23 protein-coding genes and 5 pseudogenes are annotated in these 25801 nt (G+C 44.1%); 17 read left to right on the plus strand and 11 right to left on the minus strand.

Going from position 1 to position 25801, the window contains the following annotated elements:
- The first annotated feature begins 4 nt into the window (after positions 1-4).
- Entirely contained in the window at positions 5-1129 is a 1125-nt protein-coding gene (locus JCM19037_RS04340) for an NADH:flavin oxidoreductase (protein ID WP_042398251.1), read from the plus strand.
- An 85-nt stretch (positions 1130-1214) separates the two neighbouring features.
- On the opposite strand, the gene JCM19037_RS22045 is transcribed toward JCM19037_RS04340, so the two are convergent.
- Positions 1215-1553, minus strand: coding sequence for a PstS family phosphate ABC transporter substrate-binding protein (locus tag JCM19037_RS22045; RefSeq protein ID WP_152548937.1), 339 nt, complete (start codon positions 1551-1553; stop codon positions 1215-1217).
- Complete coding sequence (locus tag JCM19037_RS04345) at positions 1531-2157, minus strand: PstS family phosphate ABC transporter substrate-binding protein (RefSeq protein ID WP_081829050.1); 627 nt, start codon at positions 2155-2157, stop codon at positions 1531-1533. Before JCM19037_RS04345 ends, JCM19037_RS22045 begins: the two co-directional genes overlap by 23 nt.
- Before the next feature lie 326 nt (positions 2158-2483).
- Here JCM19037_RS04345 and JCM19037_RS04350 point away from each other — a divergent pair, with 326 nt between their 5' ends.
- Entirely contained in the window at positions 2484-3248 is a 765-nt protein-coding gene (locus JCM19037_RS04350) for a GTP pyrophosphokinase family protein (RefSeq protein WP_042398254.1), read from the plus strand.
- Between the two features lie 6 nt (positions 3249-3254).
- Here the strand turns inward: JCM19037_RS04350 and JCM19037_RS28190 are convergent, their stop codons facing one another.
- Together JCM19037_RS28190 and JCM19037_RS28195 are read right to left on the minus strand one after the other, a co-directional pair.
- Entirely contained in the window at positions 3255-3809 is a 555-nt protein-coding gene (locus JCM19037_RS28190) for a Na+/H+ antiporter NhaC family protein (RefSeq protein WP_202963217.1), read from the minus strand.
- 2 nt (positions 3810-3811) lie between these two features.
- The gene (locus tag JCM19037_RS28195) at positions 3812-4798 is read right to left on the minus strand and encodes a Na+/H+ antiporter NhaC family protein (RefSeq protein ID WP_202963218.1); all 987 of its coding nucleotides are present in this window, start codon (positions 4796-4798) and stop codon (positions 3812-3814) included.
- Positions 4799-4941: 143 nt separating this feature from the next.
- Here JCM19037_RS28195 and JCM19037_RS04360 point away from each other — a divergent pair, with 143 nt between their 5' ends.
- The 4 genes and pseudogenes from JCM19037_RS04360 (at position 4942) to JCM19037_RS04375 (ending at position 7879) form a co-directional block, all read left to right on the plus strand.
- A complete protein-coding gene (locus JCM19037_RS04360) occupies positions 4942-5991 on the plus strand; it encodes a low specificity L-threonine aldolase (RefSeq protein ID WP_042398257.1) in 1050 nt (349 codons plus the stop codon).
- A complete protein-coding gene (locus JCM19037_RS04365; protein WP_052363534.1) occupies positions 5972-6427 on the plus strand; it encodes a DinB family protein in 456 nt (151 codons plus the stop codon). The genes JCM19037_RS04360 and JCM19037_RS04365 overlap by 20 nt, the downstream gene beginning before the upstream one ends.
- A gap of 11 nt (positions 6428-6438) precedes the next feature.
- Positions 6439-7034, plus strand: a pseudogene (locus JCM19037_RS04370) (futalosine hydrolase).
- Positions 7031-7879 carry a 1,4-dihydroxy-6-naphthoate synthase gene (locus tag JCM19037_RS04375; RefSeq protein ID WP_042398260.1) on the plus strand — a complete coding sequence of 283 codons (849 nt, stop codon included), beginning with the start codon at positions 7031-7033 and terminating at the stop codon, positions 7877-7879. Before JCM19037_RS04370 ends, JCM19037_RS04375 begins: the two are co-directional and overlap by 4 nt.
- 974 nt (positions 7880-8853) lie before the next feature.
- On the opposite strand, the gene JCM19037_RS04380 is transcribed toward JCM19037_RS04375, so the two are convergent.
- Positions 8854-9396 carry a YusW family protein gene (locus tag JCM19037_RS04380; RefSeq protein ID WP_042398263.1) on the minus strand — a complete coding sequence of 181 codons (543 nt, stop codon included), beginning with the start codon at positions 9394-9396 and terminating at the stop codon, positions 8854-8856.
- 170 nt (positions 9397-9566) lie between these two features.
- Here JCM19037_RS04380 and JCM19037_RS04385 point away from each other — a divergent pair, with 170 nt between their 5' ends.
- Together JCM19037_RS04385 and JCM19037_RS04390 are read left to right on the plus strand one after the other, a co-directional pair.
- Positions 9567-10418 (plus strand): methyltransferase domain-containing protein, encoded by an 852-nt coding sequence (locus JCM19037_RS04385; RefSeq protein ID WP_042398267.1) that lies wholly within the window; start codon positions 9567-9569, stop codon positions 10416-10418.
- Between the two features lie 61 nt (positions 10419-10479).
- Positions 10480-11021: pseudogene (locus tag JCM19037_RS04390) on the plus strand (5'(3')-deoxyribonucleotidase).
- Positions 11022-11062: 41 nt separating this feature from the next.
- On the opposite strand, the pseudogene JCM19037_RS04395 reads toward JCM19037_RS04390, so the two are convergent.
- Positions 11063-12136, minus strand: a pseudogene (locus JCM19037_RS04395) (M24 family metallopeptidase).
- Positions 12137-12247: 111 nt separating this feature from the next.
- On the opposite strand from JCM19037_RS04395, the gene JCM19037_RS04400 reads away from it, so the two are divergent.
- From JCM19037_RS04400 to JCM19037_RS04420, 6 genes and pseudogenes are all read left to right on the plus strand, one after another.
- Positions 12248-12439 (plus strand): hypothetical protein, encoded by a 192-nt coding sequence (locus JCM19037_RS04400; RefSeq protein ID WP_152548938.1) that lies wholly within the window; start codon positions 12248-12250, stop codon positions 12437-12439.
- Between the two features lie 153 nt (positions 12440-12592).
- Positions 12593-13429, plus strand: a complete 837-nt coding sequence (locus JCM19037_RS04405; protein ID WP_042398273.1) for a sulfurtransferase — start codon at positions 12593-12595, stop codon at positions 13427-13429.
- A gap of 76 nt (positions 13430-13505) precedes the next feature.
- Entirely contained in the window at positions 13506-14351 is an 846-nt protein-coding gene (locus JCM19037_RS29140; protein ID WP_081829051.1) for an N-acetylmuramoyl-L-alanine amidase, read from the plus strand.
- Between the two features lie 1056 nt (positions 14352-15407).
- Positions 15408-16545 (plus strand): annotated as a pseudogene (locus JCM19037_RS04415) (AMP-binding protein); the annotation flags it as partial.
- Between the two features lie 225 nt (positions 16546-16770).
- On the plus strand, positions 16771-17040 hold the full coding sequence (locus JCM19037_RS26705) for a hypothetical protein (RefSeq protein ID WP_238544546.1): 270 nt from the start codon (positions 16771-16773) through the stop codon (positions 17038-17040).
- Between the two features lie 107 nt (positions 17041-17147).
- On the plus strand, positions 17148-17477 hold the full coding sequence (locus JCM19037_RS04420) for an SCP2 sterol-binding domain-containing protein (protein ID WP_042398277.1): 330 nt from the start codon (positions 17148-17150) through the stop codon (positions 17475-17477).
- 21 nt (positions 17478-17498) lie between these two features.
- On the opposite strand, the gene JCM19037_RS04425 is transcribed toward JCM19037_RS04420, so the two are convergent.
- The gene (locus JCM19037_RS04425; RefSeq protein WP_042398280.1) at positions 17499-17924 is read right to left on the minus strand and encodes a CBS domain-containing protein; all 426 of its coding nucleotides are present in this window, start codon (positions 17922-17924) and stop codon (positions 17499-17501) included.
- A 189-nt stretch (positions 17925-18113) separates the two neighbouring features.
- Here JCM19037_RS04425 and JCM19037_RS04430 point away from each other — a divergent pair.
- Positions 18114-19191: pseudogene (locus JCM19037_RS04430) on the plus strand (nitric oxide synthase oxygenase).
- A gap of 9 nt (positions 19192-19200) precedes the next feature.
- Here the strand turns inward: JCM19037_RS04430 and murB are convergent.
- A complete protein-coding gene (gene murB / locus JCM19037_RS04435; RefSeq protein WP_042398283.1) occupies positions 19201-20109 on the minus strand; it encodes a UDP-N-acetylmuramate dehydrogenase in 909 nt (302 codons plus the stop codon).
- Between the two features lie 263 nt (positions 20110-20372).
- Between murB and JCM19037_RS04440 the strand changes: the two genes are divergently transcribed.
- On the plus strand, positions 20373-21482 hold the full coding sequence (locus JCM19037_RS04440; protein ID WP_042398286.1) for an FAD-binding oxidoreductase: 1110 nt from the start codon (positions 20373-20375) through the stop codon (positions 21480-21482).
- A gap of 7 nt (positions 21483-21489) precedes the next feature.
- On the opposite strand, the gene JCM19037_RS28200 is transcribed toward JCM19037_RS04440, so the two are convergent.
- Positions 21490-21615 (minus strand): hypothetical protein, encoded by a 126-nt coding sequence (locus JCM19037_RS28200; RefSeq protein ID WP_255357843.1) that lies wholly within the window; start codon positions 21613-21615, stop codon positions 21490-21492.
- Between the two features lie 170 nt (positions 21616-21785).
- On the opposite strand from JCM19037_RS28200, the gene JCM19037_RS28205 reads away from it, so the two are divergent.
- Entirely contained in the window at positions 21786-21911 is a 126-nt protein-coding gene (locus JCM19037_RS28205) for a hypothetical protein (protein WP_255357844.1), read from the plus strand.
- 149 nt (positions 21912-22060) lie between these two features.
- On the opposite strand, the gene JCM19037_RS04445 is transcribed toward JCM19037_RS28205, so the two are convergent.
- Entirely contained in the window at positions 22061-24133 is a 2073-nt protein-coding gene (locus tag JCM19037_RS04445) for a Xaa-Pro dipeptidyl-peptidase (protein WP_081829053.1), read from the minus strand.
- Positions 24134-24831: 698 nt separating this feature from the next.
- Complete coding sequence (locus JCM19037_RS04450; protein WP_042398289.1) at positions 24832-25515, minus strand: universal stress protein; 684 nt, start codon at positions 25513-25515, stop codon at positions 24832-24834.
- Between the last annotated feature and the right edge of the window lie 286 nt (positions 25516-25801).

The raw sequence follows: 25801 nt of genomic DNA on the forward strand, positions 1-25801 counted from the left end.
TGTCATGAACAGAGACTTTAGAAAGCTAGGTGAAACTGTGAACGAGTTATTTGCAAGAGGATCTATAGGAAATCATATACTAAAAAACCGATATATCGTTGGGCCGATGACGCGTGTGAGCTCTGAGGAAGATGGAACGCCGAATGAACGTGTCCGACAATATTATGAGCGCTTTGCTAAGGGTGGCTTTGCTGCGGTCATAACTGAGGGTGTTTATCCGGATACAAAGCATAGTCAAGCGTATCGCTACCAAGGTGGTTTAGCGACGGAGAAACATGCAAGTGCTTGGGCACCGATTGTAGAAGGTGTGAAAAGTCACGGCGCGCTCATGATTGCGCAGTTAATGCACGGAGGGGCGCAAACGCAAGGAAATCATTATACAGACGTCACGGTTGCTCCTTCTGAGTTTTCACCACCTGCAGACAAAGTGGAAGTGTATTACGGAAGCGGAGCGTTCCCGACAGCAAAAGAATTGTCTAAACAAGAGATTGAAGAAGTCAAACAAGGATTTGTACAGTCAGCGAAGCTTGCCAGTCAGGCTGGGTTTAGCGGCGTTGAATTACATGGGGCGAATGGGTATTTACTTGATGAGTTTCTTTCTGAAGTGAGCAACAAACGTACCGATGAATATGGCGGTAGTGTGGAGAATCGTGTCCGTCTGCTCGTTGAATTAATTGAAGAAGTACGAGAGGCTGTTGGCACTGAGATGATGCTAGGCATCCGCATTTCACAGTTGAAAGCGACGAACGGGTCGTATGTTTGGCCAGGAGGGGAGAGTGATGCCCGTATCATTTTCTCTGCACTCGGGAAGACGAGCGCTGACTACATCCACATCTCGGATATCGATGCGGCTGCTCCCGGTTTTGGTGAAGGAACGAAAACGATGGCGCAAGCGGCGAAACAATATGCGAACAAGCCGATCATCACGTGCGGAGATTTAGGCGATCCAGAAAAAGCCGCACGAGTGCTTCAGCAAGGAGAAGCTGATTATATTGCCGTTGCTCGCCAAGCATTAGCGAATCCAGATACGCCAAATCGAGTTAAAGAAGGGAAGCCATTGGGTAACTTCGATGGCAAAGCGGTCATGACCCCGCAAGCGTATGTAAAGGACTTTGAATTAGAATACTAGAGCATTGAGGAGCTAACCGTAGGTTGGCTCCTTTTTATCGGTAGTGGTAATTATTGGACATCGTACTGCCAAAATAGAAAGACGGTTATTCGTTTGCTACATAACCCGTTCTCTCAACGATCGTTTGGCCTTCGGGTCCGATCATCCATTCGACCAGTGTTGCCACCTTCTCGTCATCTTCCCCTGCGCGAGTAATGGCATAGAATTCGGATGAGAGGGGATACGAATCGTTTGCGATATTTTCTCGTGTTGGCCGAGCGCCATCAATGGCTAAAAGCCGAACTTCATCAGTGTCATTCATTTCTGTAGCAAAGAATCGAAAGGAATACCCAATTGCATGAGGATGGTTTCTGTAATCCGCCGTTTCGGTTATAATTCCACCCATACCCGCTACCCGATCCTCAGCAGGAGTCCATAAGTTCATCTTCCCCTATGAATTGTTGTAAAGCAGTTTGGCTACCACTTCCTTCTGGTCTTTGGAAAGCCTGAATCGTTCCAGATTCCCCGCCTACCTCAGCCCAGTTGGTCACCTCACCCGTATAAATCGATCGTAACTGTTCAGAAGTGAGAGACTCGATAGGGTTCGTTTCGTTTACAAAGAAAACGAAAGCTTCTCTACCTAGTGGTGTAAGCTCAAATTCTACATTAAGCTCTTCGGCTTCAGCTCGTTGATTGCTAGAAGGTGCTGGTGCAAAGATGATATCCACCTCTTCGTGTAGGAGTGCTGTATAGGCGTTGTCAGTTTGCGTTCTTCGAACGGCACTCCGGTCAGGGTTATACGTACCTTCTGGGTAAACAGCTTCTGCAAAAGCTGCATAGATGGGATAAAGAGCCGTCGCACCGTCTAGTACAGGAAGATCATCGTCAAACTGGATTGATGCTTCTTTATCGAGGGTGGCTAACGTATTGTCATTCGCATAAGGGATGTAGTTATCAATCTCAACATCCGCCTCGGTGATCGTATCTAGCTGAGCTTCTTGGTATGACTGGAACTGTACGACTCCGAGTGTGAGGACGACCAAACTCAACCTATGCCAAGGCCGACCCCGCGTATTTTTCTAGTAGAGATATCAAAAACAGCAAAGAACGTCCAAATAATAATCAATATGTACGCTCCGAAGTATAAATAAGCATGCATAGTATTAGTCATGACGAACAATAAAAAGAGATAACCAATGCCAGCAAAAAAAAGTAATACCTAAAGCTGCAAAAATAAATCGAATGATTTTTTGGAAAAGTTGCGCCAAGATAAGCCCTCCTTTCTACTTAGTTTGCAGGGGTGGGTAGCACGCGTCAATGGCTTTTCTTGAAGTCTGTGTATGAGTTGGATATGCTGTAATGAGGAGGGACGAAAATGGAAAGAAAACACACTTCAATTCCCATTGATCCAGCACGTTTGAAAATGATGAAGAATCAACTGACGAGGTTTTTGATGACGTACAAGTTTGCGTTAGATGAAATGAATACGAAGGTGGGCATCTTACAAGAAGAATTTCAATACGTCCATGAATACAATCCGATCGAACACGTTTCATCAAGATTGAAGTCTCCTGAAAGTATTCTTCAAAAAGTCCAGCGAAAAAGAATTCCAATGAACATGGAAGACATTCGAGAACATATTAAAGATATTGCAGGAATTCGCATCAGTTGTTCTTTTCAAAAGGATATATATGCGATTCAAGATATGCTAGAAAAGCATGAGGATATTCGTATTCTGGAAGTGAAAGATTACTTGCAAACGCCAAAGCCGAATGGCTACCGGAGCTTGCATCTGATTGTGGAAGTGCCTGTATACATGTCTGACCGAATTGAACACGTCGCTGTCGAAATTCAAATTCGCACGGTTGCAATGGATTTTTGGGCAAGCTTGGAGCACAAGATCTTTTACAAATTCGGTGAGGTCGTTCCATCAGAGCTGTCCTCAGAACTTAAAGACGTTGCAGAAGCAGCGGCGAAGTTAGATCGGAGAATGGAAAGCTTACATCAGCAAGCAAACGAGTATAAGAAAGAGGCGGTCGATGCCGAGTCACTGCAATCGGTCAACGTACAAGATACGCAATACGCCATTCCCGCGCAGTTAATTCGTGCACTAACCGATGACGACAAAAAAAACCAGTGATGAAGATCACTGGTTTTCTACTGGTATTTTTTGACCCCAAAGCTTTGTGAGCAAGAAGGCGACGACAGTCATAAGCACAAGCCCTGTTAAAAGAGCAATCCACCATGAATTGGTGATGCCGGCAATGAAGAAGCAGATCATCCCGACAATTCCTGCAGTAATCGCATAGGGAAGTTGCGTGTTGACGTGGTCGATATGGTCACTCGCAGCACCTGCAGAAGAAAGCACAGACGTATCAGAGATGGGAGAACAATGATCTCCGAAAATCCCTCCACTTAAAACAGCGGCGATTGCTAACGGTAAACTAATGTCCATCGATACCGCTAACGGAATCGCAATCGGAATCATGATGGCAAAGGTACCGTAAGATGTGCCCGTTGTAAAAGCGATAATGCCCCCAGCAATGAAAATAAGGATTGGAATAAACGCCGGTGAGATGAGGGACTGTTCAGCTACATTTACGAGAAACTGATCGGTACCGACTTCGGATGACACAGAGCCGATCGACCAGGCAAGAATTAAGATAACGAAAACGAGCATCATGCCTTTGATGCCTTTCATGATCAGCCAACAGCTTCCATGAAGCTAAACATTTTTTGAGATACACCCATAATAAGTGCAACGAAAATGGCAGCAACAGCGGCAAGCAGGATTGAGATGCCTCCGTCCGCTTCGCCGATCGCAACGACAAAGCTGTTTTCTGGGTAGTTTCCGGTCCATAAGAAAAGAGGTGGAATGAGCGCTAGCAACACGAGCATCGGAACGAGCAAGTTTCGAATTTTTGGTGTGCCAGTCACGGGTTCCGCTTGTGTAATCTCGTCAGCGGCAGGCGGTTGACCTCCGTCACGAATGAGTTTCCCAGTTGTTACTGCACGGAGCTCGGCTTTTGCCATCGGTCCGTAGTCAAATCGTAAAAAGATGACGATAAACACGGTGAAGATCGCCAAAATCGCGTAATAGTTAAACGGAATTGTGGCTAAGTACATGAGATACTCGCTTTGGTCAATATCCATTCGCACAAACTCAGTACCAATTAACCCCATCACATAAACGACCCACGTCGAAACCGGCACTAAAAGACATGTCGGTGCTGACGTTGAGTCAACGATGTAAGCAAGTTTTTCTCGAGATACTCTCAATTTATCTGTGATTGAACGCATGACGCTACCAACAGTTAATGCGTTAAAATAATCATCAATAAACAAAGTTAATCCTAAAAATCCTGTTGAAGCTTGAGCACCTTTGCGTGAGCGGATGCGGTTTGCAAAAGCATTCGCTAGCGCCTGGGCGCCTCCGGTCGTCTGGAATACGACGATGAGAACACCGAATAAGCCGCAATACAATAAGACCGTTGCATTCCATTCATCGCCTAAAGAAGGTATGATAAAGTCATTAAACGTTGCGTATAGGCCGAGAAATGGGTTCCAACCACTAAGCATCGTTGCACCAATCCAAACACCTACAAATAAGGCAGGTACAACATTACGCGTTAAGATGGCTAGAATAATGGCTACCACGGGGGGCAAAAGGGCCAATAATCCAAAGTCCATAGGGTACGCTCCTTTACTGTTTCTTATGATCCATTAGTGCATTATAAAGGACAGGTGGTCATTATGCACGATAATCTTGTCGAAAGGATAACCTTTCCTTATTTTCTACAAAACTTGCACTTTTACGACAAGGAGGCAGGTCGATGATTGACCTAAGAAGCGATACGGTTACTAAGCCGACAGAAGCGATGCGAGCAGCAATGGTAGATGCGGTTGTTGGTGATGATGTGTATGAAGATGATCCGACGGTCAATGACTTGGAAGAATACGCAGCCGAGCTACTTGGAAAAGAAGCGGCGTTATTTGTGACGAGTGGAACACAAGGAAATCAAATTGCGGTTTTGGCACATTGCCAACCTGGCAACGAAGTCATAATGGAAGCAGAAAGCCATATTTTTCACTATGAAGGAGCTGCTATCGCAGCATTTGCTGGTGTGCAACCTCGTACGGTATATGGGGTGCGAGGAGTGATGGACGTCGCGGATGTTGAAGAAGCGATTCGTCCAGATGATATTCATGCTCCTGAGACTGGGCTCATTTGCATGGAGAACACCCATAATCGACACGGAGGTACCATTATAACCCCTGAGGAGATGAGAAATGTTACTGACTTAGGAAGCCGTTATCAAATCCCTACGCATCTTGACGGTGCGCGGTTGTTTCATGCAAGTGTGGCATTGGGAGAACCGATTAAGAATTTTACTGAGTCATTCACGACGGTACAAGTGTGTCTCTCGAAAGGATTAGGCGCGCCTGTTGGATCCATCATTGCCGGGGACCAAACTTTCATAAAGAGTGCAAGAAAGTGGCGAAAAAGATTAGGTGGTGGAATGCGGCAAGCAGGTGTGATCGCAGCGCCGGGAAAGATTGCACTCACCGATATGATTGATCGCTTAGAGAACGATCACACGAACGCAAAACGCCTTGCTGAAGGGATTGGAAATATCCCCGGGATGGGCATTCACACACCAGTTGAAACGAATATTATTCTTGTCGAAACAGATGGACTCCAATGCACAGAAAAAGAGTTTACACAACGTCTCTATTCTGAAGGGGTTCTCGCAAACCCTTACGGAAAGAACATCATCCATCTTGTCACCCATAAAGACGTGACCTCCACTCAAATTGAAGCGACGATTACAGCTGTGGAGCGCGTAGCGAAAGACAATATACATGATGAGAGGAAGGGATGAGCATCGAAACAGACGGCTGTTACATGCTACATCGTTAAACAATCAACTAGCAGATGTCATTCCAGAAGAACGATGGGGGGAGTCTGTTCATGAACAATTAGGCACACCGTCCCAGTTGTTTGCCCATCTTATTCGAGTGCGCCTCGTGTATCGATCAGCGCTATTCTCGGGCAAAGTGCAATTTCCAGGTGAGAAGGTGCCCGATGATGCCCCTGTTCGTTCACTACTTCTGTCTAGTGCGGAGCGACTTGCGGAGGCGTTTTTGTATACCGAAAAGAACCATATTACTTTTGACGATCGTGCGATTACACCGGTAGAATTAATGCAGATTGCCGTTCAACACGAAGGAATTCATACGGGACAATATTATGTTGCGCTCAAGCAATCAGGCTACCCGGTTCCGACACAATGGCAAACAGATTGGGCATTAACGTGAGGAGTTAGACGATGAAACGAATATTAATTATGACTGCAGTTGATGCGGAAAAAGAAGCTGTGGAAAAAGGCATTGGTACAAATCCGAACATTCAAGTGGAAACGGCAGGTGTTGGCCCTGCAAGTGCTGCAGCGAGAACGGCAATATGTTTGGCGAAAGATGATTACGATCTCGTGATCAATGCCGGAATCGGTGGTGGCTTTAAGGAAAGAGTGGAACTATTAGAAGTTGTCATTTCTTCGGACATCGTTTGTGGAGATTTAGGGGCGGAGACAGCCGATTCTTTTATACCAGTAGAAGAACTCGGGTTTGGTTCATCCCGTATTCAATCCCCCAAATTATGCAAACGATGAAATCAGGAGTTATCATCACGAAATCTACTGTGACAGGCACAGACGACACAGCGCTAGATTTACTAGAGCGATTTCCTGAGGCGGTTGCTGAGGGGATGGAAGGATTTGGCGTCGCTTCAGCTGCAAAGGAGTACGGCGTACCTGTCGTCGAAATACGGTCAATATCCAACTTTGTCGGCAAACGGGATAGAGGTGCCTGGAAAATTCCTGAGGCGTTGGAACAACTTGCGAAAGCAATGGAGGTTTTACGATGAAAATCGCATTTTCACCATGTCCGAACGACACTTACGTCTTTCACGCACTCACGCACGGTAAGATTGAAGGTGCCCCTGACTTTCAAGTGACGTATGCAGATATTGATGTGACGAATACACTTGCTATTGACGGAGACCCCCATGATCATGACGTGATGAAGATATCGTTTGCTGCACTTCCTTGGGCGTTAGAAAACTATCACCTTATCCCATGCGGGGGTGCACTTGGAAGAGGGTGCGGTCCACTTGTGCTTACAAACGGGGAGAGACAAGCTCAAGATATGATTGGGAAGCGAGTCGCTGTCCCTAGTGAAAGGTCAACCGCATATATGCTGTTTCGGTTATGGGCAAAGCAACAAGTGGAAGGTCAATTTGGTGAAATTGTCGTCATGCCGTTCCACGAAATCATGCCCGCGGTAAAAGAAGGCGAGGTGGATGCTGGTCTCGTCATCCACGAAGCGCGATTTACGTATGAAAAATTTGGGCTATCAAAACTTGTTGACTTAGGCGACTGGTGGGAGGCTGACACAGGCTCGCCGATTCCACTTGGCGCCATTATTGCCAAGCGAGAGCTTGATGTGTCCACAATTACAGACTGGATTCGCCAATCAATTGAATACGCATGGGCGCATCCTGAAGCCTCAAAGTCTTACGTGATGGAACATGCGCAAGAGATGGACGAACACGTCGCAGCGTCACACATTGATCTATATGTAAATGAGTTTACGAGAGATTTAGGCACTGAAGGGTATCGGGCGATACACGAACTACTAGCTCGGGCAGCTGAAGAAGGCATTGTCCCTCCTACTCCCACTAAGCGTCTATATGAGGCAAGGGAAATATAGAAAAAAGCACTCTCGTATCCGTGATTTACATTGAGTACATTTCTCAGTCTTTATAGTGTATTCGTTGAGCTGGACAGTTCATTTATAGGCGTGACTTATTAATCCCATCATTTTCCATCACAAAGGCTAACGAGAGGTCGGCATGAGTCATGCGACGACCGTTCGGTATAGAAACGAATGTTCATAGATCGTCCAGTATAAGGTGATTTGCGATGTTCTAAAGCGATCTAGATTGTTTCGTGCGCGATCTATATAAGCTGAACGAAAGAATTTCTTCACGAACGAATGGTAGACCAAACATTACAGCCTAACGTTCAACGACTTTGAAGGTCGATCTTAATCGTTCACAATAGACGTAGCAATGAGGAATATCTACTGTCATTGACCTCCAAAGTGTACGGATCGAGTTGAATGCCAATATTGAGCAACCCCAGTTCAGCAACGTCGCCGATTCGGTACCGTTGATTGGAACGAAAGGCGGTGACGCCTGCGGAAGTAGGCCGAGACGAGACCCCGCAGGTCGTAAGACCGAGGAGCTCGGCCGGTCCTTCGCGGTCAAGTAAACACGGTGGCTGTCTTTTGGCCGCCGATGTTGCCCTTATACCCTGGAGTGTCAAAGAAAACACGGTGGGAGTCTTTTGACCACCGATGTTGCCCTTATAGTCTGGACTGCAAGTATCCGCCTGTAGTGGAAAGCAACAATCAACAGCGCAAATCAGGAAAATCTAAAGTTCATTCTATATAGAAGAAAAGAAGTATGAAATGTGCTATCTTTATTTTGAGGAATTCTCAACACCTAAGGCAACGTATAAGGTGAAATTATATATGCATTTCCCCAACGAATCACATCACATGAGGATATTCAATACTTCTCTTCCATACTTGTGAATACTTTTTTCGTAATGACCTTGAGGGCTTAAAGAACGTACCTTGCTATATTTACTAAAGACTCGTGCTTAAAAAAATGCATTACCTTACATTTGTTGTGATACTTGGTACATGTTTCCATTTTCAAATTCAATATAAAGTTCAACTTTATATAAATCGCCATCCTCTAAATCAAGAGCGTTAACAACTTCTTGAACCATCTCCTCGGAGCCTTGGTCTCCATGAAGCTCAACATTTTTAAGTAAATTCTCTACTTCCTCAATGGCTTCATCTCCTTCTAAATCCTGTTCTCCCTTTTCCACATCCGCCTTCACATTCGTATTTTGATTTTCGTAGTCGTATTCCCAATCCTCACCATTTTGAAATTCAATATCAATTTCAAGTTCCACGACGCCCCGATCATATGCTGATCCGTTTTCATTCATCGCATTTTCGCCGTTACCAGACTCATTATTGTCTACTCGGCTATTAGGATTAGATAGGTTCATGCTCATATCTGTAGGTTCTTCAGAAGTTTCCGCACCATCAGTTCCTCCATTTCCGTTTCCATTTGTGTCTGTTTCATCCATGCCAGTTCCGCAAGCGGTAAGCATAACCATCATTGTTGTACAAAGAATTATCTTTTTCATGTTGTAAACCCTCCACAAAATTATAATATGAAGCTTCACTTTAGCCTGTCCAAAAAAATAATAATCAATCGACGTTTTTTAAAAAAATACATCTTTATCAACAGGTTTAATAAGCTATAGAGGGTATTGTGATATGATGTGAGAAGTTTAAAACGATAGGAGTTGTCACTGTGAAAAAGATTGAGATTGCGACTGAAACGTTTCGGGAACATGGGCACTTGATCGTTTGTCCGACGTGCCACAGAAACTTGACGCTCCTTGATAAACAGCTCCAATGTGCTGGAGGGCACGTGTATGACCTCGCAAAAAAAGGTTACGTACACCTACTCCAAAAAGCGGTGAATAGTGATTACACGAAAGAGATGTTCACGGCAAGAAGGGACATCTACACCCAAGGTTTATATCAACCGATGATCGATCGCATTGGGGCATTGATTCAGCGGCATAAAGAAGATGTGCGAGAGCTGTTAGATGTGGGGTGCGGAGAAGGAAGTCACTTGGCATCTGTTCAACGTCGGCTTGGAAGTTCTGTAGGAATCGGGTTGGATTTATCTAAAGATGCAATCCAAAAGGCGACGGATTTCACAGGAAGCCTGATGTGGGTTGTCGCTAATCTTGAACAACTGCCCGTTCAAGATGATTCTGTTGATGTGATATTGAACCTTTTTTCTCCTGTAAATAGCCGTGAGTTTTCCCGAGTATTACGTTCAGATGGCTTCGTCATTAAAGCAATGCCGGGACCGGATTATCTACAGGAATTGCGCGTCCGGCTGTATGGAGATCATATTGATCCCCTCGATCCTACTGATGTAATCGAGAACTTTAAAAAACGGTTTCATATTTTAGAAAAAGAACAAGTCTACGATGTGAAAACCGTCGCGGGTCAATACATTCCCGCACTTATACACATGACGCCAGTGAGTTGGGATGCAAGTGTGGATCGTAAAGAGCAGATGTTACATCTAACTGAATTAGACGTAACGGTTGATGTGACCTTGCTTGTCGGTAAGCCGAGATCGTAATGAGTGAGAATGGCTCATCAGTTGTATTTTTAGTACAATTAGAATGATGGGGGATGAAAATATGAAAAAAAGAATTGCATTTGACATGGATGAAGTGATGGCCGATCTCGTGTCCGAGTTACTCGAGCGATACAATGAGCGTTTTGAAGACAGCATCCAGCCTAACCAATTGGTCACACAAAAGCTTCAAGATTTGCGACCGCATCACACAAAAGAAATCTATGAAATTTTGCAAGAGCCTGGATTTTTTAGAGGGCTAGCAGTTATGGAAGATGCGGTAGAAGTCATGAAAGAGTTAGACGAACACTATGAACTATTTATTGCAACCGCAGCGATGGAAGTGCCCACTTGTTTCAATGAAAAGTACGAATGGTTGCTTGAACATTTCCCGTTTCTCACACCACAAAACTTCGTTTTCTGTGAGATAAAAGTATTATTCATGCCGATTACCTCGTGGATGATCACGTATCAAAGCTAGAAGGATTTACGGGCGAAGGCATTCTCTACACTGCATTTCACAATCACGGAGAAGATCGATTCACTCGAGTCGATCATTGGAAAGACATTCGTAATTTCTTTTTGCCCGTTCATGCAAACACATAAAAAAGCAGACGAAGGATCGTTCCTTGTCTGCTTTTTTGCGTTTAGATGATTTGTAATGTTTTCGGATAGCGTGTGAGTACGAGTGGTCCATTCACGGTTACGATTATGTCATCTTCGATGCGCACGCCGATGTCCCCAGACTGGTAAATCCCTGGTTCAACGGTTAGTGCCATCCCGTTTTCTAGACGCTCTTCATTGTTCCCATGCATCGACGGCGCTTCATGAACTTCGATGCCTAAACCGTGACCGAGGCGGTGCGTGAAGTACTCACCAAAACCGGCACGCTCAATGACGTTTCGGGCCGCGATGTCGGCCTATTTAATTTGATCACCTGCCACACAAGCTGAAATTCCGGCTTCATTTGCCTCAAGAACGGTTTCATATACGTGACGGTGAGCGCTCGTCGGTTCACCGAAAAAGACCGTTCGGGTAATGTCCGAGGCATACCCTTTCCACATGACACCTAAATCCATCAATACGGCATCTCCACGCTTCAACGTTGATGTCCCTGGTTTACCATGAGGATTTGCGGCATTTGGTCCGAACAATACAACTGGATCAAAGCTCATTTTCGTAATGCCTTTTGCTTTCAATTCAGATTCAATATGGGCAATCACTTCAAGCTCACTAACTCCCTCGCGAAGGACAGATACACCAAGTTCAACAGCGATATCAGCAAACTCTGCAGCTTCTTGTAGACGGACAATTTCCTCATCATCCTTAGCTGCACGAAGTGCGAGCAGTGCGCCATCGATGGAAGAAAGCGATAGACTTGGTTGAAGTCGCTTTAGCTCGTTGTATCTTGCCACAATAAGGTGATCTTCCTCAATCGCCAACGATGATACGAAAGGAATTTTCTCTAATGGATTCTCAGTATCTTCATAGCCGATAATGTCGTGCGTCCAGCCAGCATCAATCGCTAGGCTTGTCTCCATTTTAGGGCAGATAATGGCAGGCTCACGTTCATCTGTATATAAAAGCAGGCCGAGAAATCGCTCTTTCGGGTTGCAATAAAAATCACTTAAGTAATATACGTTGGCTGTTGAAGTAATGAGCACCGCTTCTTGACCTTGCGATTTTGACGTTTGTTTAAGTTGGTCTAATCGTTTCTTCAAGGAAACACATCCTTCTCTCTATTTCTTAAAGATTACTATAATAATGAACATTTGTTAATTCATTTATGTTGACAAAATCATGAGAACAGTTTGATAATATAGAGGGGTGCAATGATGAAAACAGGTCATCGATTGTATACGCTAGGTATTGGAATTGGAACGATTGCGATAGGCTGGGCGTTTTTCCCAATGTTATTCACACCAGGTACACAAGCGCATTGGAGCTTTCTTGTCCTACTAGCTACCGCTGTATTGTTTGTATCTCTAGGTGCTGTCTTACAAAAACGAACATTTTCGACGTAAATCCTTTCCTAACGATTGCTAGTACTCGAGTATTGGGCGATTAAGGAATGTTAATTGAAAACACCACGGTCCCATCATAGCGTGTCTATGTTGGGATTTTGATCTTCTATAAGAAGATCAGGGCGCGCGGCAATTTTTAAAGAGGTGATACGAATGAACACAACATGTACTGTATCAAAGGAATGGCTCTTTGAGCATATGAATGATTCCGATGTCATTATTGCTGATTGTAGATTTGACTTGAAAGACGCGAAAGCCGGTCGTGAAGCCTATCGTAAATCTCATATTCCAGGTGCATTGTTCTTTGATTTAAAAAATGATTTGTCTGGAAATGTAGGTACACACGGGGGCAGACATCCGCTTCCAGATCCAGAAGTGTTCGCTCAGCAGCTTCGTGAAAAAGGCATAAACAAAGAGAAGCACGTCGTCATTTATGATGACGATCATGGGCAGATGGCGGGTCGGCTATGGTGGTTGCTCCATTATGTCGGTCAAAAAAACGCATCGATTATGGACGAGAATTTTTCAGAGTGGGTGAAGCAAGGGTATCCCGTTACAACGGAAGTACCTAAACTTATACCGGTTTCTTTTGAATCCGATGTGAATGAGAACATGGTCATTTCTATGGATGAACTGAAACAAAGAAAGGATCGAAATGGTGTGTCGCTCGTTGATGCAAGGGCACCTGAACGGTACAACGGTACAAGTGAACCAGTGGATCATAAGGCGGGACATATCCCTGGAGCGATCAATATGTTTTGGAAAGATAATCTTGCGGCACGAGGTGTATGGAAGCCAGAGGAAGATTTGCGGGCAATGTATGATCATTTACGAAACGAAGAAGAAGTGATCGTCTACTGTGGTTCTGGGGTTTCCGCAAATGCGAACATTATTGCCATGCAAAAAGCAGGATTAAAAAATATAAAACTTTATCCAGGAAGTTGGAGTGACTGGATCTCTTATGAAGACAATGAGGTCGAAAAGGACTAAGCCAAAGCCTAATTTTGATTTCATGTTGATGATTGGCATGCTTATCGTCTTTATGTAACGAAAGGAGATGATAAGCATGGTAAGAATCTTTTTAGATCCAGGACACGGTGGTAACGATCCAGGTGCTGTTGGCAATGGTCTTCAAGAGAAGGATTTAGTACTTGATATTGGCCTTCGGGTGAGAGACTTGCTCGAAGAGTACGCTGGGGTAGAGGTTGAAATGTCAAGGACAACGGACGTGTTTGTTGATTTAAGTCAACGAGCAATACTCGCAAACAACTGGGGTGCTGATTATTTCGTATCCATTCACGTAAACGCAGGTGGGGGAACAGGTTTTGAATCGTTCATTCATTCTGCTCCAAGCCAAGATGAGGTGAACTTTCAGCCGTTAATTCACAATGCGATTATGAGCCAGATTAGTGTGAGCGATCGTGGCCAAAAGTCACAAAATTTCGCGGTATTACGTGAAACATCAATGCCAGCGATCTTAACAGAAAACCTGTTCATCGATAATGCAAGCGATGCAGCGCTTCTTTCAGATTCTAGCTTTTTGCAATCGGTCGCTGTTGGACACGCAAACGGAATTGCTGACATCTTTGATTTAGAAGATGGCGGTGGTGGTGAACCACCATCATCAACGTATCGTGTCATCGTTGATGGGACTCAAGAAGGGGCTTATGGGGACACAGACAATATTACGAACAGTGTGTCGTCAGCTTTAGGAACCGCTGGAGAAATTACCGTCCAGCGTGTTGGAAGCAGCAACAACTATCAGTATCCGTCTCCAGGGTCAGGAGATGTGTATCAAGTGTATGTAAATGGAAGCGCAGAAGGTGCATATGGTGAACACCAGAACGTGCTAAACGCGTTAACGACTGCACTTAACGCAAATGCAGACGAAATTCACATCGTAAGAGTATAAACTAGTAAAAACGGGAGGTGCACAAGCACCTCCCGTTTTTACTATGGTCAGGGAATAGTAGAAAGGCGTCCGCAACTAGGACTAGAGGCAGGTGGTTGTACATCACAGCACAAGTGCGACATCGACTCGCGCTACCGCGTTTACTGTGTATTCCAGACCGAAAGTACAGCATGAACTCGTTCCTCTGTACACTGTTCTATATAATACAGTGGAGGGTGTTCGTATGGCATTAAAAATCGGTTTTTGATGCCATTCATTAAGCAATATCTGTCATTCTAGAGCTATGTTGTCACAAAAGCTTTGTCAACTGTCACAAATCGTAACATATGGGGCAGTTGGTGTCCTAAAGTAACTCGTCTGAAGGGAGGATTGTCATATAAAAGAGTCAGAGGAACCTGTTCATATGTGGAAAAGCTACGTGTTTACCCACATAAACCTTGAGGGCTAATCTCTATTGAAACCGGAGGTGTCGAAACAAGACGTTGTCGTTAGCGTGCACATTTAAGTAAGAACTAATTATAGTTGTAGTTCGCCATATTCATATATAATATTTGGCTTGTACATTCCAAACTAACAAATGGTTACTTGACCTCTTATCGTCTCTGCAGTATGTCCATCAACGGTATTTGTACCTCTTTCGCAGTTTTCTTCATTCTCCCATTTTATAATATAATTTCCCCATCGCTTACTTATAGACAATATATCGACTTTTCCGGTGTCATGACTATTTTCAACTATGACAGTGCCTCTCCTTCTGATATTTCAGGTTCGGCATTAAACTGCAAAAATACAATGACTAAAATGGCACAAATGAAAACGATAGTGAATGTTTTTTTCATATCATTTTTCTCCTCTGCCTGTTTACTTATTCCTCGTCTGTAAAGGTATCACTTACATACGATAAAATATAGATAATTACAATTTTTGATAATTTATTTTCTTGTCTACACAAATGTTAATAGAATATAAAATCTTGGCAAGGACATTGGATGGTTTGTAGCGAATCAAGTAATACATCCATTTACGAAACAGGAGGCGGTTATTGAAATGGTAGAAATGATCCATGATACATTAGGTCACCTTCTTGAAAACACAGCAAAAAAACAGCCAGAGCGGGAAGCGCTCGTCTATCGAGACCGTGGGTTGCGGCTCACTTATGCACAGTTTGAAGAGTTATGTCGGCAAACGGCTCGGGGATTTATACAGCTAGGGATTGAAAAAGGTGACCATGTAGCGATCTGGGCAACGAATAAACCGGAGTGGGTGACCACGCAATTTGCTTCTGCCAAGTTGGGCGCTGTTTTAGTTACAGTCAATACGAATTATCAAAAGAAAGAGTTAGAGTATTTACTGAAACAATCTGATTCTTCGACATTAATCTTGATGGATAAATATAAAGAAACGTCTTATATCAACATGTTATATGATATTATTCCGGAACTAAAAGATGCCACCCCCGGTGCGTTGCAATTGAGGAAACTTCCGCACCTTAAGCGCGTCATCTTTATGGGGGATGAGAGGCATCCGGGTATGTACAATTGGCCAGATGTTATCGCTGCTGCGGACAGTGTGACTGAAGAAGAATTGGACGTACGTATGGCTGACCTCGATGCGGATGAGGTCATCAACATGCAGTATACATCAGGGACGACCGGGTTTCCTAAAGGTGTGATGCTGACTCATAGAAACATCGTGAATAACGCCCGTAACGTTGCCGCTTGTATGGAGTTAACAAGTACAGATCGGTTATGCATCCCTGTCCCGTTTTTTCATTGCTTCGGATGTGTAATGGGGACGATCGCTTCTGTTTCTGTTGGTGCAACGATGGTGCCGGTTCAAGAATTTCAACCGCTTGAAGTGTTGCAAACGGTCCAAGATGAAGAGTGCACAGCTTTACACGGTCCCTACGATGTTTATTGCTGAAATGAATGAAAAGCGGTTTGATTCGTTTGATCTATCTTCGCTTCGTACGGGTATTATGGCAGGATCGAACTGTCCTGTAGAGGTCATGCGAGGGGTAGTTGAGCGCATGGGCTTAACGGAAATTACGATTGCTTACGGGCAAACAGAATCATCACCTGTTTCAACACAAACGAGAGTCGATGATCCTTTGCAAGTACGAGTGGAAACGGTAGGGAAAGCGCTACCGAATGTTGAAGTGAAGATTGTTACCCCTGGAACAGATGAAGAGGTTCCAACAAATGTTCAAGGAGAGTTATGCACACGTGGCTACCATGTCATGAGAGGGTATTACAAAAATGAAGAAGCAACTGCGGCTGTTCTACAAGCAGATGGTTGGCTACGTACAGGTGATTTGGCAGTCATGGATGAGAGCGGTTACTGCAGAATTACAGGGCGATTAAAAGATATGATCATTCGGGGTGGAGAGAACGTATATCCACGTGAAATTGAAGAGTTCATGTATACACATCCAGACATTTTGGACGTACAAGTAGTGGGTGTCCCTGATGCGAGACTAGGTGAAGCTGTAACAGCTTGGGTGATTCTAAAAGAAGAAGCGAGTTTAACGACCGAAGATGTAAAGGCGTATTGTAAAGACCAGATCTCGCACTTCAAAATTCCAAGAGACATATTCTTCGTGAGCGAATACCCGATGACAGCATCGGGAAAAATCCAAAAATATAAGTTGCGGGAACAGGCAGCATCGTATACGACAGCTCGCCCGTAGAATCGTCTCATTTTTTCGTTGATTTTGATGATTTTTCTCTTTAATCTTCTCTAGCCTTTAGGTACAATGAAAGGGTACGTAACGCTGGAATGAGAGGGAGAAATTGTATGTCAACTGAAGAGAAGATTCAAAAACTAGCCGATCAAATGAACAACAATCCTGAACATATCCAACATTTGGAGAGAACCTACCATTTTGAATTAAAGACCGAAGGATTGCACGGTATTGCTTTTACCGGAAGGTCCGTTCAGGTGCAATCAAACCCGGTTCCTGGGGAAGCAGACTGTGTTTTGAAGATGAGCGACAAGAACTTCGAAAAGTTACTTGATGGGGACTGGAATCCTACAACCGCTTACATGACAGGCCAGCTAAAAATTGACGGTGAAATTAGCCATGCGCTAAAGCTTCATCATGTCGTCAAGCAATATCAGTCATAAAGAAAACATCTAATCTTCGGATTAGATGTTTTCTTCTTGCTTTGATTCGAATAGACGGTTGGAACAGTACTTAATAATATCTCTTCTGCGAACAATACCAATGAAGTAGCCAGAATCATCCATAACGGGGATGAAGTTTTGGTCAGATGATAGTGCGACTAGATCTTCCATCTCTTCATGAATGTAGATGGGAATATTCTTCACGCGCTGCGGAATATCTTTTAATCGCAAGTTCATAATATCTTCCATCGCTTGATCTCTATTATCCATAATGACCCAAAGTAAGTCACCTTCGGTTATTGTGCCGGCATATTTTCCGTCCTGATTCACAAGCGGGGCAGCTGTATACCGATGGTGGCGCATTTTTTCGATCGCTTGTCTAATTGTCGCATCCGGGCTTAAGTACTTGACCTCTTGTTTTGGCAGTAGGAAAAACCCAATATTCATGTGCGTAACACTTCCTTTTATCTAGGAACTCATATATATTGTAAGCGAAGTTGATCTCGCTGTTAAGTCGAAAAAGCACTCCTATTGATTATACGACAAGATAACATAAAGGTTTCAAAATTTCTCATGGATCTTAGATGATTGACGAAAGATACGTGTATGACATGAAAAAGAGGTGCCAAAACGGTCATGAATGTACAACAAGATGCCCACGAGTTTCTAATGGGCTATTATCAAGAAACAAATCAACAAGACATTTGTCATAGCAGGTGGAACGATGTCCAATTAGAGATTGAACGTACAGGCACGTACGTTCAGACGACAGAAGAACTGACGTACGGTGCACGAGTTGCATGGCGCAATAGCAACCGCTGTATTGGGCGGTTGTTTTGGAATAGCCTGGAGGTCGTGGACGCTCGACACGTTGAATCGGCCGAAGACATTTTCTTGTATTTAGAGAACCATATTGTTAAGGCAACGAATAACGGCCGAATTCGCTCGCTAATTACAGTGTTCCCAGCAGCTGGCAGTAACAATGAATGTCGAATATGGAACCATCAGCTCATACGTTACGCCGGTTATGAACGTGATGGAGGGATTATTGGCGATGCCGCTCCATTCCTTTTACACAGGTTTGTGAACAGTTAGGGTGGCAAGGGAAAGGCACAGAATATGATGTGTTACCATTCGTCGTTCAATTTGGCGATGCGGAGCTCAACTAAAAGAAGTACCCGAAGAAATCGTGCGAGAGGTAGCCATTACGCATCCGAAAGACGAGCGATTCGACGACTTGCACTTACAATGGTATGCCGTGCCAATTATTTCTGATATGAGTCTTTCAATCGGTGGCGTAACGTATCCTGCCTCACCGTTTAACGGTTGGTATATGGGGACCGAGGTTGGCGCGAGAAATTTGGCGGATGAATTTCGATATCATAAACTTCCAGAAGTGGCCGATGCGCTAAATATCCCAAGAGGTCACCCGTCAACGTTATGGAAAGACGAAGCTCTCGTTGAATTAAATCGAGCAGTACTACATTCCTATCAAGAAAACGGTGTGACGATTGTTGATCACCATACGGCAGCCAAACAATTTGAGTACTTTCAGCAATTAGAAAAAGACGCGGGAAGGGAAGTAACAGGAGATTGGACTTGGCTGATTCCTCCCATGTCTCCGGCGACAACTGCCATTTTTCATCAAGAAATAGACAATAAGCTAAAGTTGCCCAACTACTTGTACCAGCGGGCACCGTACAAAGAAGACTGAGCCCTAGGCTCAGTCTTCTCCAATAATTTTCACTTCGGTATGCAAGTCGACATTGAATTTCGTGCTCACCGTTTTTTGGATGTGCTGAATGAGCGAAACATAATCTGTAGCGGTAGCATTTCCACGGTTCACAATAAAACCGGCATGTTTCTCTGAAACCTCGGCGTCTCCGATTCGTGTTTGTTGAAGTCCGCTGTCTTGAATGAGTTTTCCTGCGAAATGGTTTGGAGGACGCTTAAATACACTGCCGCAAGAAGGATACTCAAGTGGCTGTTTGAGTTCGCGCAAATGCGTAAGCTCATCCATCTTCGCTCGAATTGCTGTCACATCGCCAACCTCTAGTTCAAAAACAGCTTCTAACACAATGTAATGCTTTTTCGAGATCACACTGCTCCGATAGGAAAGCTCAAGTTCCTCGTTCGTAAGTGTAATAATATCGCCTTCAAGCGTTAGCAGTTTGGCGTGCTTCAATACGTTAGACACTTCGCCTCCGTAAGCGCCTGCGTTCATCACGAGTGCTCCGCCGACAGAGCCAGGAATTCCACAAGCAAACTCCAACCCTGTTAAGTGCTCGCTTAAAGCTCGTTGTGACACATCAATAATCGGCGCACCACTTTGGGCCATGAGCAAATTTCCATCTTGTTCAATTGCATCCAAATGGAGAAAGTGTAGAACAATTCCCCGAATTCCACCGTCCCGAACGATGAGATTGGAACCATTTCCGAGCATCGTCAGTGGAATGTTTTCATTGTGTGCGAGTGCAGCTACATGCTGAGCTTCTTCGTACGTTGCAGGAAGAACAAGGTAATCTGCGATTCCGCCTGTGCGTGTATGTGTATAATGTTTAAGCGGTTCATTTATAAGAATTTTATCTTCAGGTATCGTTTTCGTTAGTGCATCATAAATCCAATCAGTCATGTCATTCACCCTTTTTGTTCAATCCAGCGTGAAAATACAACGCTCTGTCTTTGTTGTTGAGCGTTAGCCTATCTTTCATCATATCAAGGCTTTTATGTTTTTAAAAGAGAAAACTCATTCTGTTATACAGTGTATGACGTGGATTGAGAAGCTGTGAAATCAAGTAAGCGCTTTCGACATTAGTGTTGACACGAATTGTATTTTTCAACCCGGATTGATCGTGTAGAATATAAAATAAAAAATAAGCAAAATGGAGGACATGTATGAGGACCATTATTGTTGGCGGTGGCATTGCAGGAAGCAGTGTCGCTTACCATTTAGCAGCACAAGGTGAGAACGTAACGGTCATTGATGCAAATCACGAAGGAAGGGCAACAGATGCCGGGGCAGGCATTATCTGTCCATGGATTACGAAGCGTAACAAAAACACAATGGCATATCAGTTATCAACATATGGTGCGCGCTACTACAAAAGATTGCAGCAATCATTAGAAGTAACAGGCTTTTCGGATACGAGCTATCGACAAGTGGGGTCACTTGGTGTATTCACTGAGGAACAGGCAGTGGAGGACGCCGTGCTGAAATTAAAAGAAGAGCGGCGAACATCACCTGAAATTGGTGAAGTAAATAAAATATCCAACGAAGAGGCGAGACGCTTGTTTCCACCGTTATCAGACGCGCTTCATGCGCTACATATTACCGGTGGAGCACGGGTTGATGGAAAGAAGTTGCAACTTGCTCTTCAAAAAGCAGCGGTGCATCATGGTGCAACATGGATAAATGGTCAAGCAGCAATCGTCATCGAAGGTGACGAAGTGACGGGCATTAAGCTCGAAAGCGGTGAACAGATTGAAGCCGAGCGATTCGTTCTTGCTACCGGCGCTTGGGAAAATGAACTAAATATGCCCGTTCAACCACGCCACGCGATTCGCGCGCAACGAGGGCAAATTGTACATTTACGGCCGAACGGAATGGATACGAGTGAGTGGCCGATCGTACAACCAGAATCGAGTTATTATATGCTCACATTTGATGATGAGCGGCTCGTCGTCGGAGCGACGAGAGAAGACGATACAGGCTTTGATTACCGATTAACCGCAGGCGGACTACATGAAGTGCTCAGTGAAGCGAAACGCGTCATACCAGGTGCTTACGAATATGAGTTACTAGAGACGAGAATAGGGTTTCGGCCTATACCTGCCGATAACAAGCCTTTAATCGGTCCAATGCGCGCCTATGACAATGTCTATCACTGCAATGGATTTGGGGCAACAGGTCTCACGATGGCACCAGGAGCTGGGAAATTACTTGCCGACCTTATACTCGGTATCGAGCTTGAATTGGATTTGCGTCATTTCTACCCTGAGACTTAAAACAGGTTTATTTTTTTCCACTGGCGTGGTCAGCTAAGCCGTGTTTTACCGCGAGGCGTATTGTCCAATACAGTAGATAAAATCCAATAATAGAGAATACGATGAGTGTGAGTAAATTTGAAATATGGAACATAGGAAACCCTCCTTTAGGTGGTAGCATATCGCAATGATAACAGAATTTACAGTTTGCGTGTCGCTAGTGAAGGGTACGTATACGTATACCTTCTAAGGAGAGTGATGATGAATGGATTTTAAGTACGAGCTGATGAAGTTTACGCGAGAGGGCAATGAACTCAAGCACGCATGGAGAAGCTTTCAGACAATGAGCGACACATCATTCTGAAAGAGTATCCTTTTGAGCAGTCTGTGGAAGAATTGCTCAACGGCATCAATGAGTGGAACGAGTCATTGGATAAAAAAGCGACGTAAACGAAACAGCTGATAAGCAGATCGCTCTCCCCCCAGAAGTTTCCGTCCGTTGTGAACTTTTGGTGTGTTTTGCTTAGAAAAGTACTATAATCCGATAAAAAGCCGACCTAAAGAAATTTCTTTAGGTCGGCTTTCGTTAATTCAATTTTTCAGTTCCAATATTCAACCAGTTCTTGTCCTTGTATACGCAATGTGTCGTAGGCTTGTTCAGAGATCAAATCGTTTTCAAGGTGGTGAGTGAGTAGATGTTGAAACCCATCCATGTGACGTACAATCTTTTCACTGCTTTGTTGACTTTCATAACGACTAATTGCGATTAAATGTAATTGCAAAGCACGAACGGTTTTTTCGTTTTCAAAAGCACCCTCGTCAGCAAATTGCTGAATGTGTGATTGTAAGCTATCTGAAGAGATGGTCCAAGAATTTTCATCTCCGACAAGGGGCAGCGTGATGTTGCTGGCGCCAGGTATGACGGTTAATCCTGTACCTGCAAGGGGACGAAGTGTATACTCATGATCGCTCGCTATAATGATGACTCCAATTTGATGCCCGTCTTCAAATACGTGATCTTTCGGTTCCATTTCCCATTCAAATGTGTACGTTACTCCGGGAACAATGGCCTCGGATTGTTGTACAGAGTTGCGATTTTGTGGGTCCATCCAACCTCGTGAGATGATTTCTGCATTGGAGCCACTATAATTAACGAGCAGTGCGGTGAGATTCGCAACTGGTCGGTCAATACTAGCTTCTAGACTTATTTTTGGTGTTCCGCTTAAACGTACATCTTCACTAAGTGCAGGAGATAGATAAGATAAGCGATGGGGATTGCTCAACTGAGGATCTTCGACAAGTTGATTCGCCCGGATCGCTGGGTTGTCCGTGAACATTTCATTCACCGCGTCAGCATTTGCTTCAACACGCAACGTTCCTCCATCACCTTCATTTAAAGAATTAAAGTGAAGTGTCTTTTCTTCCATCTCGACGGCTGGCCAATCCGCTTCTTGATTCCAACTACCGTCTTCACGTTGAACGTCTACGATCGGTTCATCCACAATGCCATTCTCAATTCCATATAACCAGTAGTCAAACCACCTATGCTCAGTTTCTTGCCAAATAGAACTAGGAGCCCCACTGTGTCCGCCTTGGTGAAGCCACATCTTCCGAGTGACATCATGTTCTTTCAGTGCTTCCCACCACTGCGCAAACTGGGTTGTTTTTACATTCCAATCTGAAAGACCATGAACAACAAAGACACTCGCTTCAATTTGGTCAGCGTCTTTCACGTAGTCACGCTCTGCCCAGAACTCGTTATAATCTCCAGACGCCCGGTCTTGTCCTTCAAATAAAGAAGAAATCATCCCATCACAAACTTCTCGGTTGTCGCGGGTGAGTACTCCTTCAGCAAGGTTGTCTGTATCTTCTCCTTGAAACCCTCCAGGTGCGACAACGGCGCCGTTTGCTCGGAAGTAATCATACCAGCTGCTAATGGCAACGACGGGAATGATTGTTTTTAGTCCTTCCACACCGGTTGTAGCCACTCCGTTCGGGAGAGTACCGTTATACGATGCACCGGTCATACCGACATTACCCGTTGACCAATCGGCATCGACTTCCTCACCCTCTTCATTAAAAGCTCTCGCTTCACCGTTTAGCCAATCAATAACGGCTTTTGTACCTAAGATTTCATTCATGTCACCGGTCGTTGGACACCCTGTAGAAAGCCCGGTTCCGATACTCTCACCTAAGATGACCCCATATCCGCGGGGGACGTAGTAGTTTCCTAGCCTACCAAAGTTTTGGGTGGTTGCTTCATTTGCAAAAGGCACACCGGCAAGTGCTTCAACGGGAGTGAGATCAACGTCAACATCGTGAAAGTTAATCGGGTTAATTCCAGAACGGTATGGACTCATTTCGTAAATCACTGGAACTTCTACATCTGGAGCAGTATTTGGGCGCATTACTTGAATCGATACACGGTCTAACTCACCGTCACCATCGGTATCAACTTCTGTTTCCACGTAGAGGTGCTCAATAATCACATCTTCTGTAGAATAAATCGGGGCTGTCTTTTTGTTTTCTAGTTCAATTTTTGCTGAGTCCACAGTTTCTGGAATTGTCCCATTAAGGGGCAATTCCTGTTTCGTTTGTCCTTCAGCTGGTAGAACAGACGCACTGGCGATGAACGTCGTGATAAACAAAAGCGATTTGATCTTGAGTTTCAATGTGCAGTCCTCCTTTTAAATGTTTAAATATTTTGAAAAAATATAAAGCAGGTACATGCAAAAGCCTTTATGTAATCATACAGCGGACAACTAGATGATCAATAGGTCTATACCACTTAGTGAGAGTAGGGGGGAAACGAGTTTCAGCATGAGTGAGTTGAAACAAGGCGTAGGTGTGAGTATTTGGCAATTGAAAAGCTAGATATTCAGTAAGAAAAGTCGTAGGGTGACGATGGAGGAAGGAAAAGAAATTGCTTCTATATAAGTTGAACTAAAGAACTTCCTCAAGACCAATGGGAAGCTTGGTAAAGTGGAAGCTGTGCTCGAGTTACGACTGAACGGTTCTCAAGCTGAGGAAAATCACAGGAAAAGTGGTATATTCTCCTAAACTCGGTAACAGATTACCGGGTCACGTGTACATTCCCGGCCTGATGTACCCACAAGACGTCGGTGCAGTTCGCGCCGAACCGAGTCAGATTTGGCTTCAGCTGCTGGGGCCGACAGGGTGCTCCCTTATGAGTGAGCATTGAATGTGCGCTCTAGTTGGAACAAACTTGCGCGCAAAATGGCACCTAGCACCGCACTCCCCTCCAACCAACACCGAATAGCGCAAATCAGGAAAATCATACGTTCATTCTATATAGGTATGTATGAATTTACGCTAAAACATAAAACGCAGAGCCGAATGGCTCTGCGTTTTATGTTTTAGGTTCATTTAGGAACTTCTCAGATGGTTTCACGTTATCATCAGTGACGTGAACTTCAATCATTTTATTATCTTTCATAAACTTGAATACGCCGTTGTTAAAATCGGTACCGACTTCTTTAAAGAAAATGCCTTCATAGGCACAAGCCATCGTGTGGTTAAAGCTTAGTTGGTAGCCGTTACCAGATGTATCTTTAACGAGATACGCACGAACACCTTTTTCGAAGTGCTCTTCTGTATAGTTTTTCAAGCCCCGTGTAACCGCAATGATGTGAAGGTCAACGAAAGGTAGCTCTTTTAATAAGACATTAATGAGCGATCCTTTTGTAATTTCCTCCCATCGGCTTTTAGCGGTTTGCCCGATTAGCACTTGCGTAATATCTTTTTGTTTGGCGACTTCTGAAATTACTTTTGCAGCAGGCCGCTTTTCATTGTCTTTAATAATAAATTCTGTGGCATCGACTTCTTTAGATAATTCTTTCCAATAATCAAGATATTGGCTCTTTTCATGGTCAAGCTCATCTACAGGAGCCGCGTCAACTGTGAGAATGTAAAGCGGACATTGTAGTTTCGATGCAATTCTAGCCCCTCTTCGAATCAAACGTTCGCCGTTAGGGCCATGGTAAACACACACAAGCAGGCTTTCTTCCATCTTCGCTTGAATTTGTTGTTCCATAAGTTCTTCACCTCTATACGAAATGGGGGGCTTTCAAAGGCCGCACCATGAATTCATGCAACTAATAGCTTACTCCTGTTTGTTTTATGCTGTCAATTGTAGTTTCGTTCTTTTTTATATTTTTTTTATTTGGCCGGTGTAAATCACGGATAAAAACACGAGTATACATAAAGTTTGGCATGAGTGAATGGGAATTATACATTCGGACATAAATGTTACAATTCATCAACAACCTTTTAAATAGGATGCTTCTGTCGTGCATTGAATATCAATCTGTTATATACTC

It is taken from the genome of Geomicrobium sp. JCM 19037 (assembly GCF_000698105.1).
Taxonomy (GTDB): Bacteria; Bacillota; Bacilli; order Bacillales; family Marinococcaceae; genus Geomicrobium_A.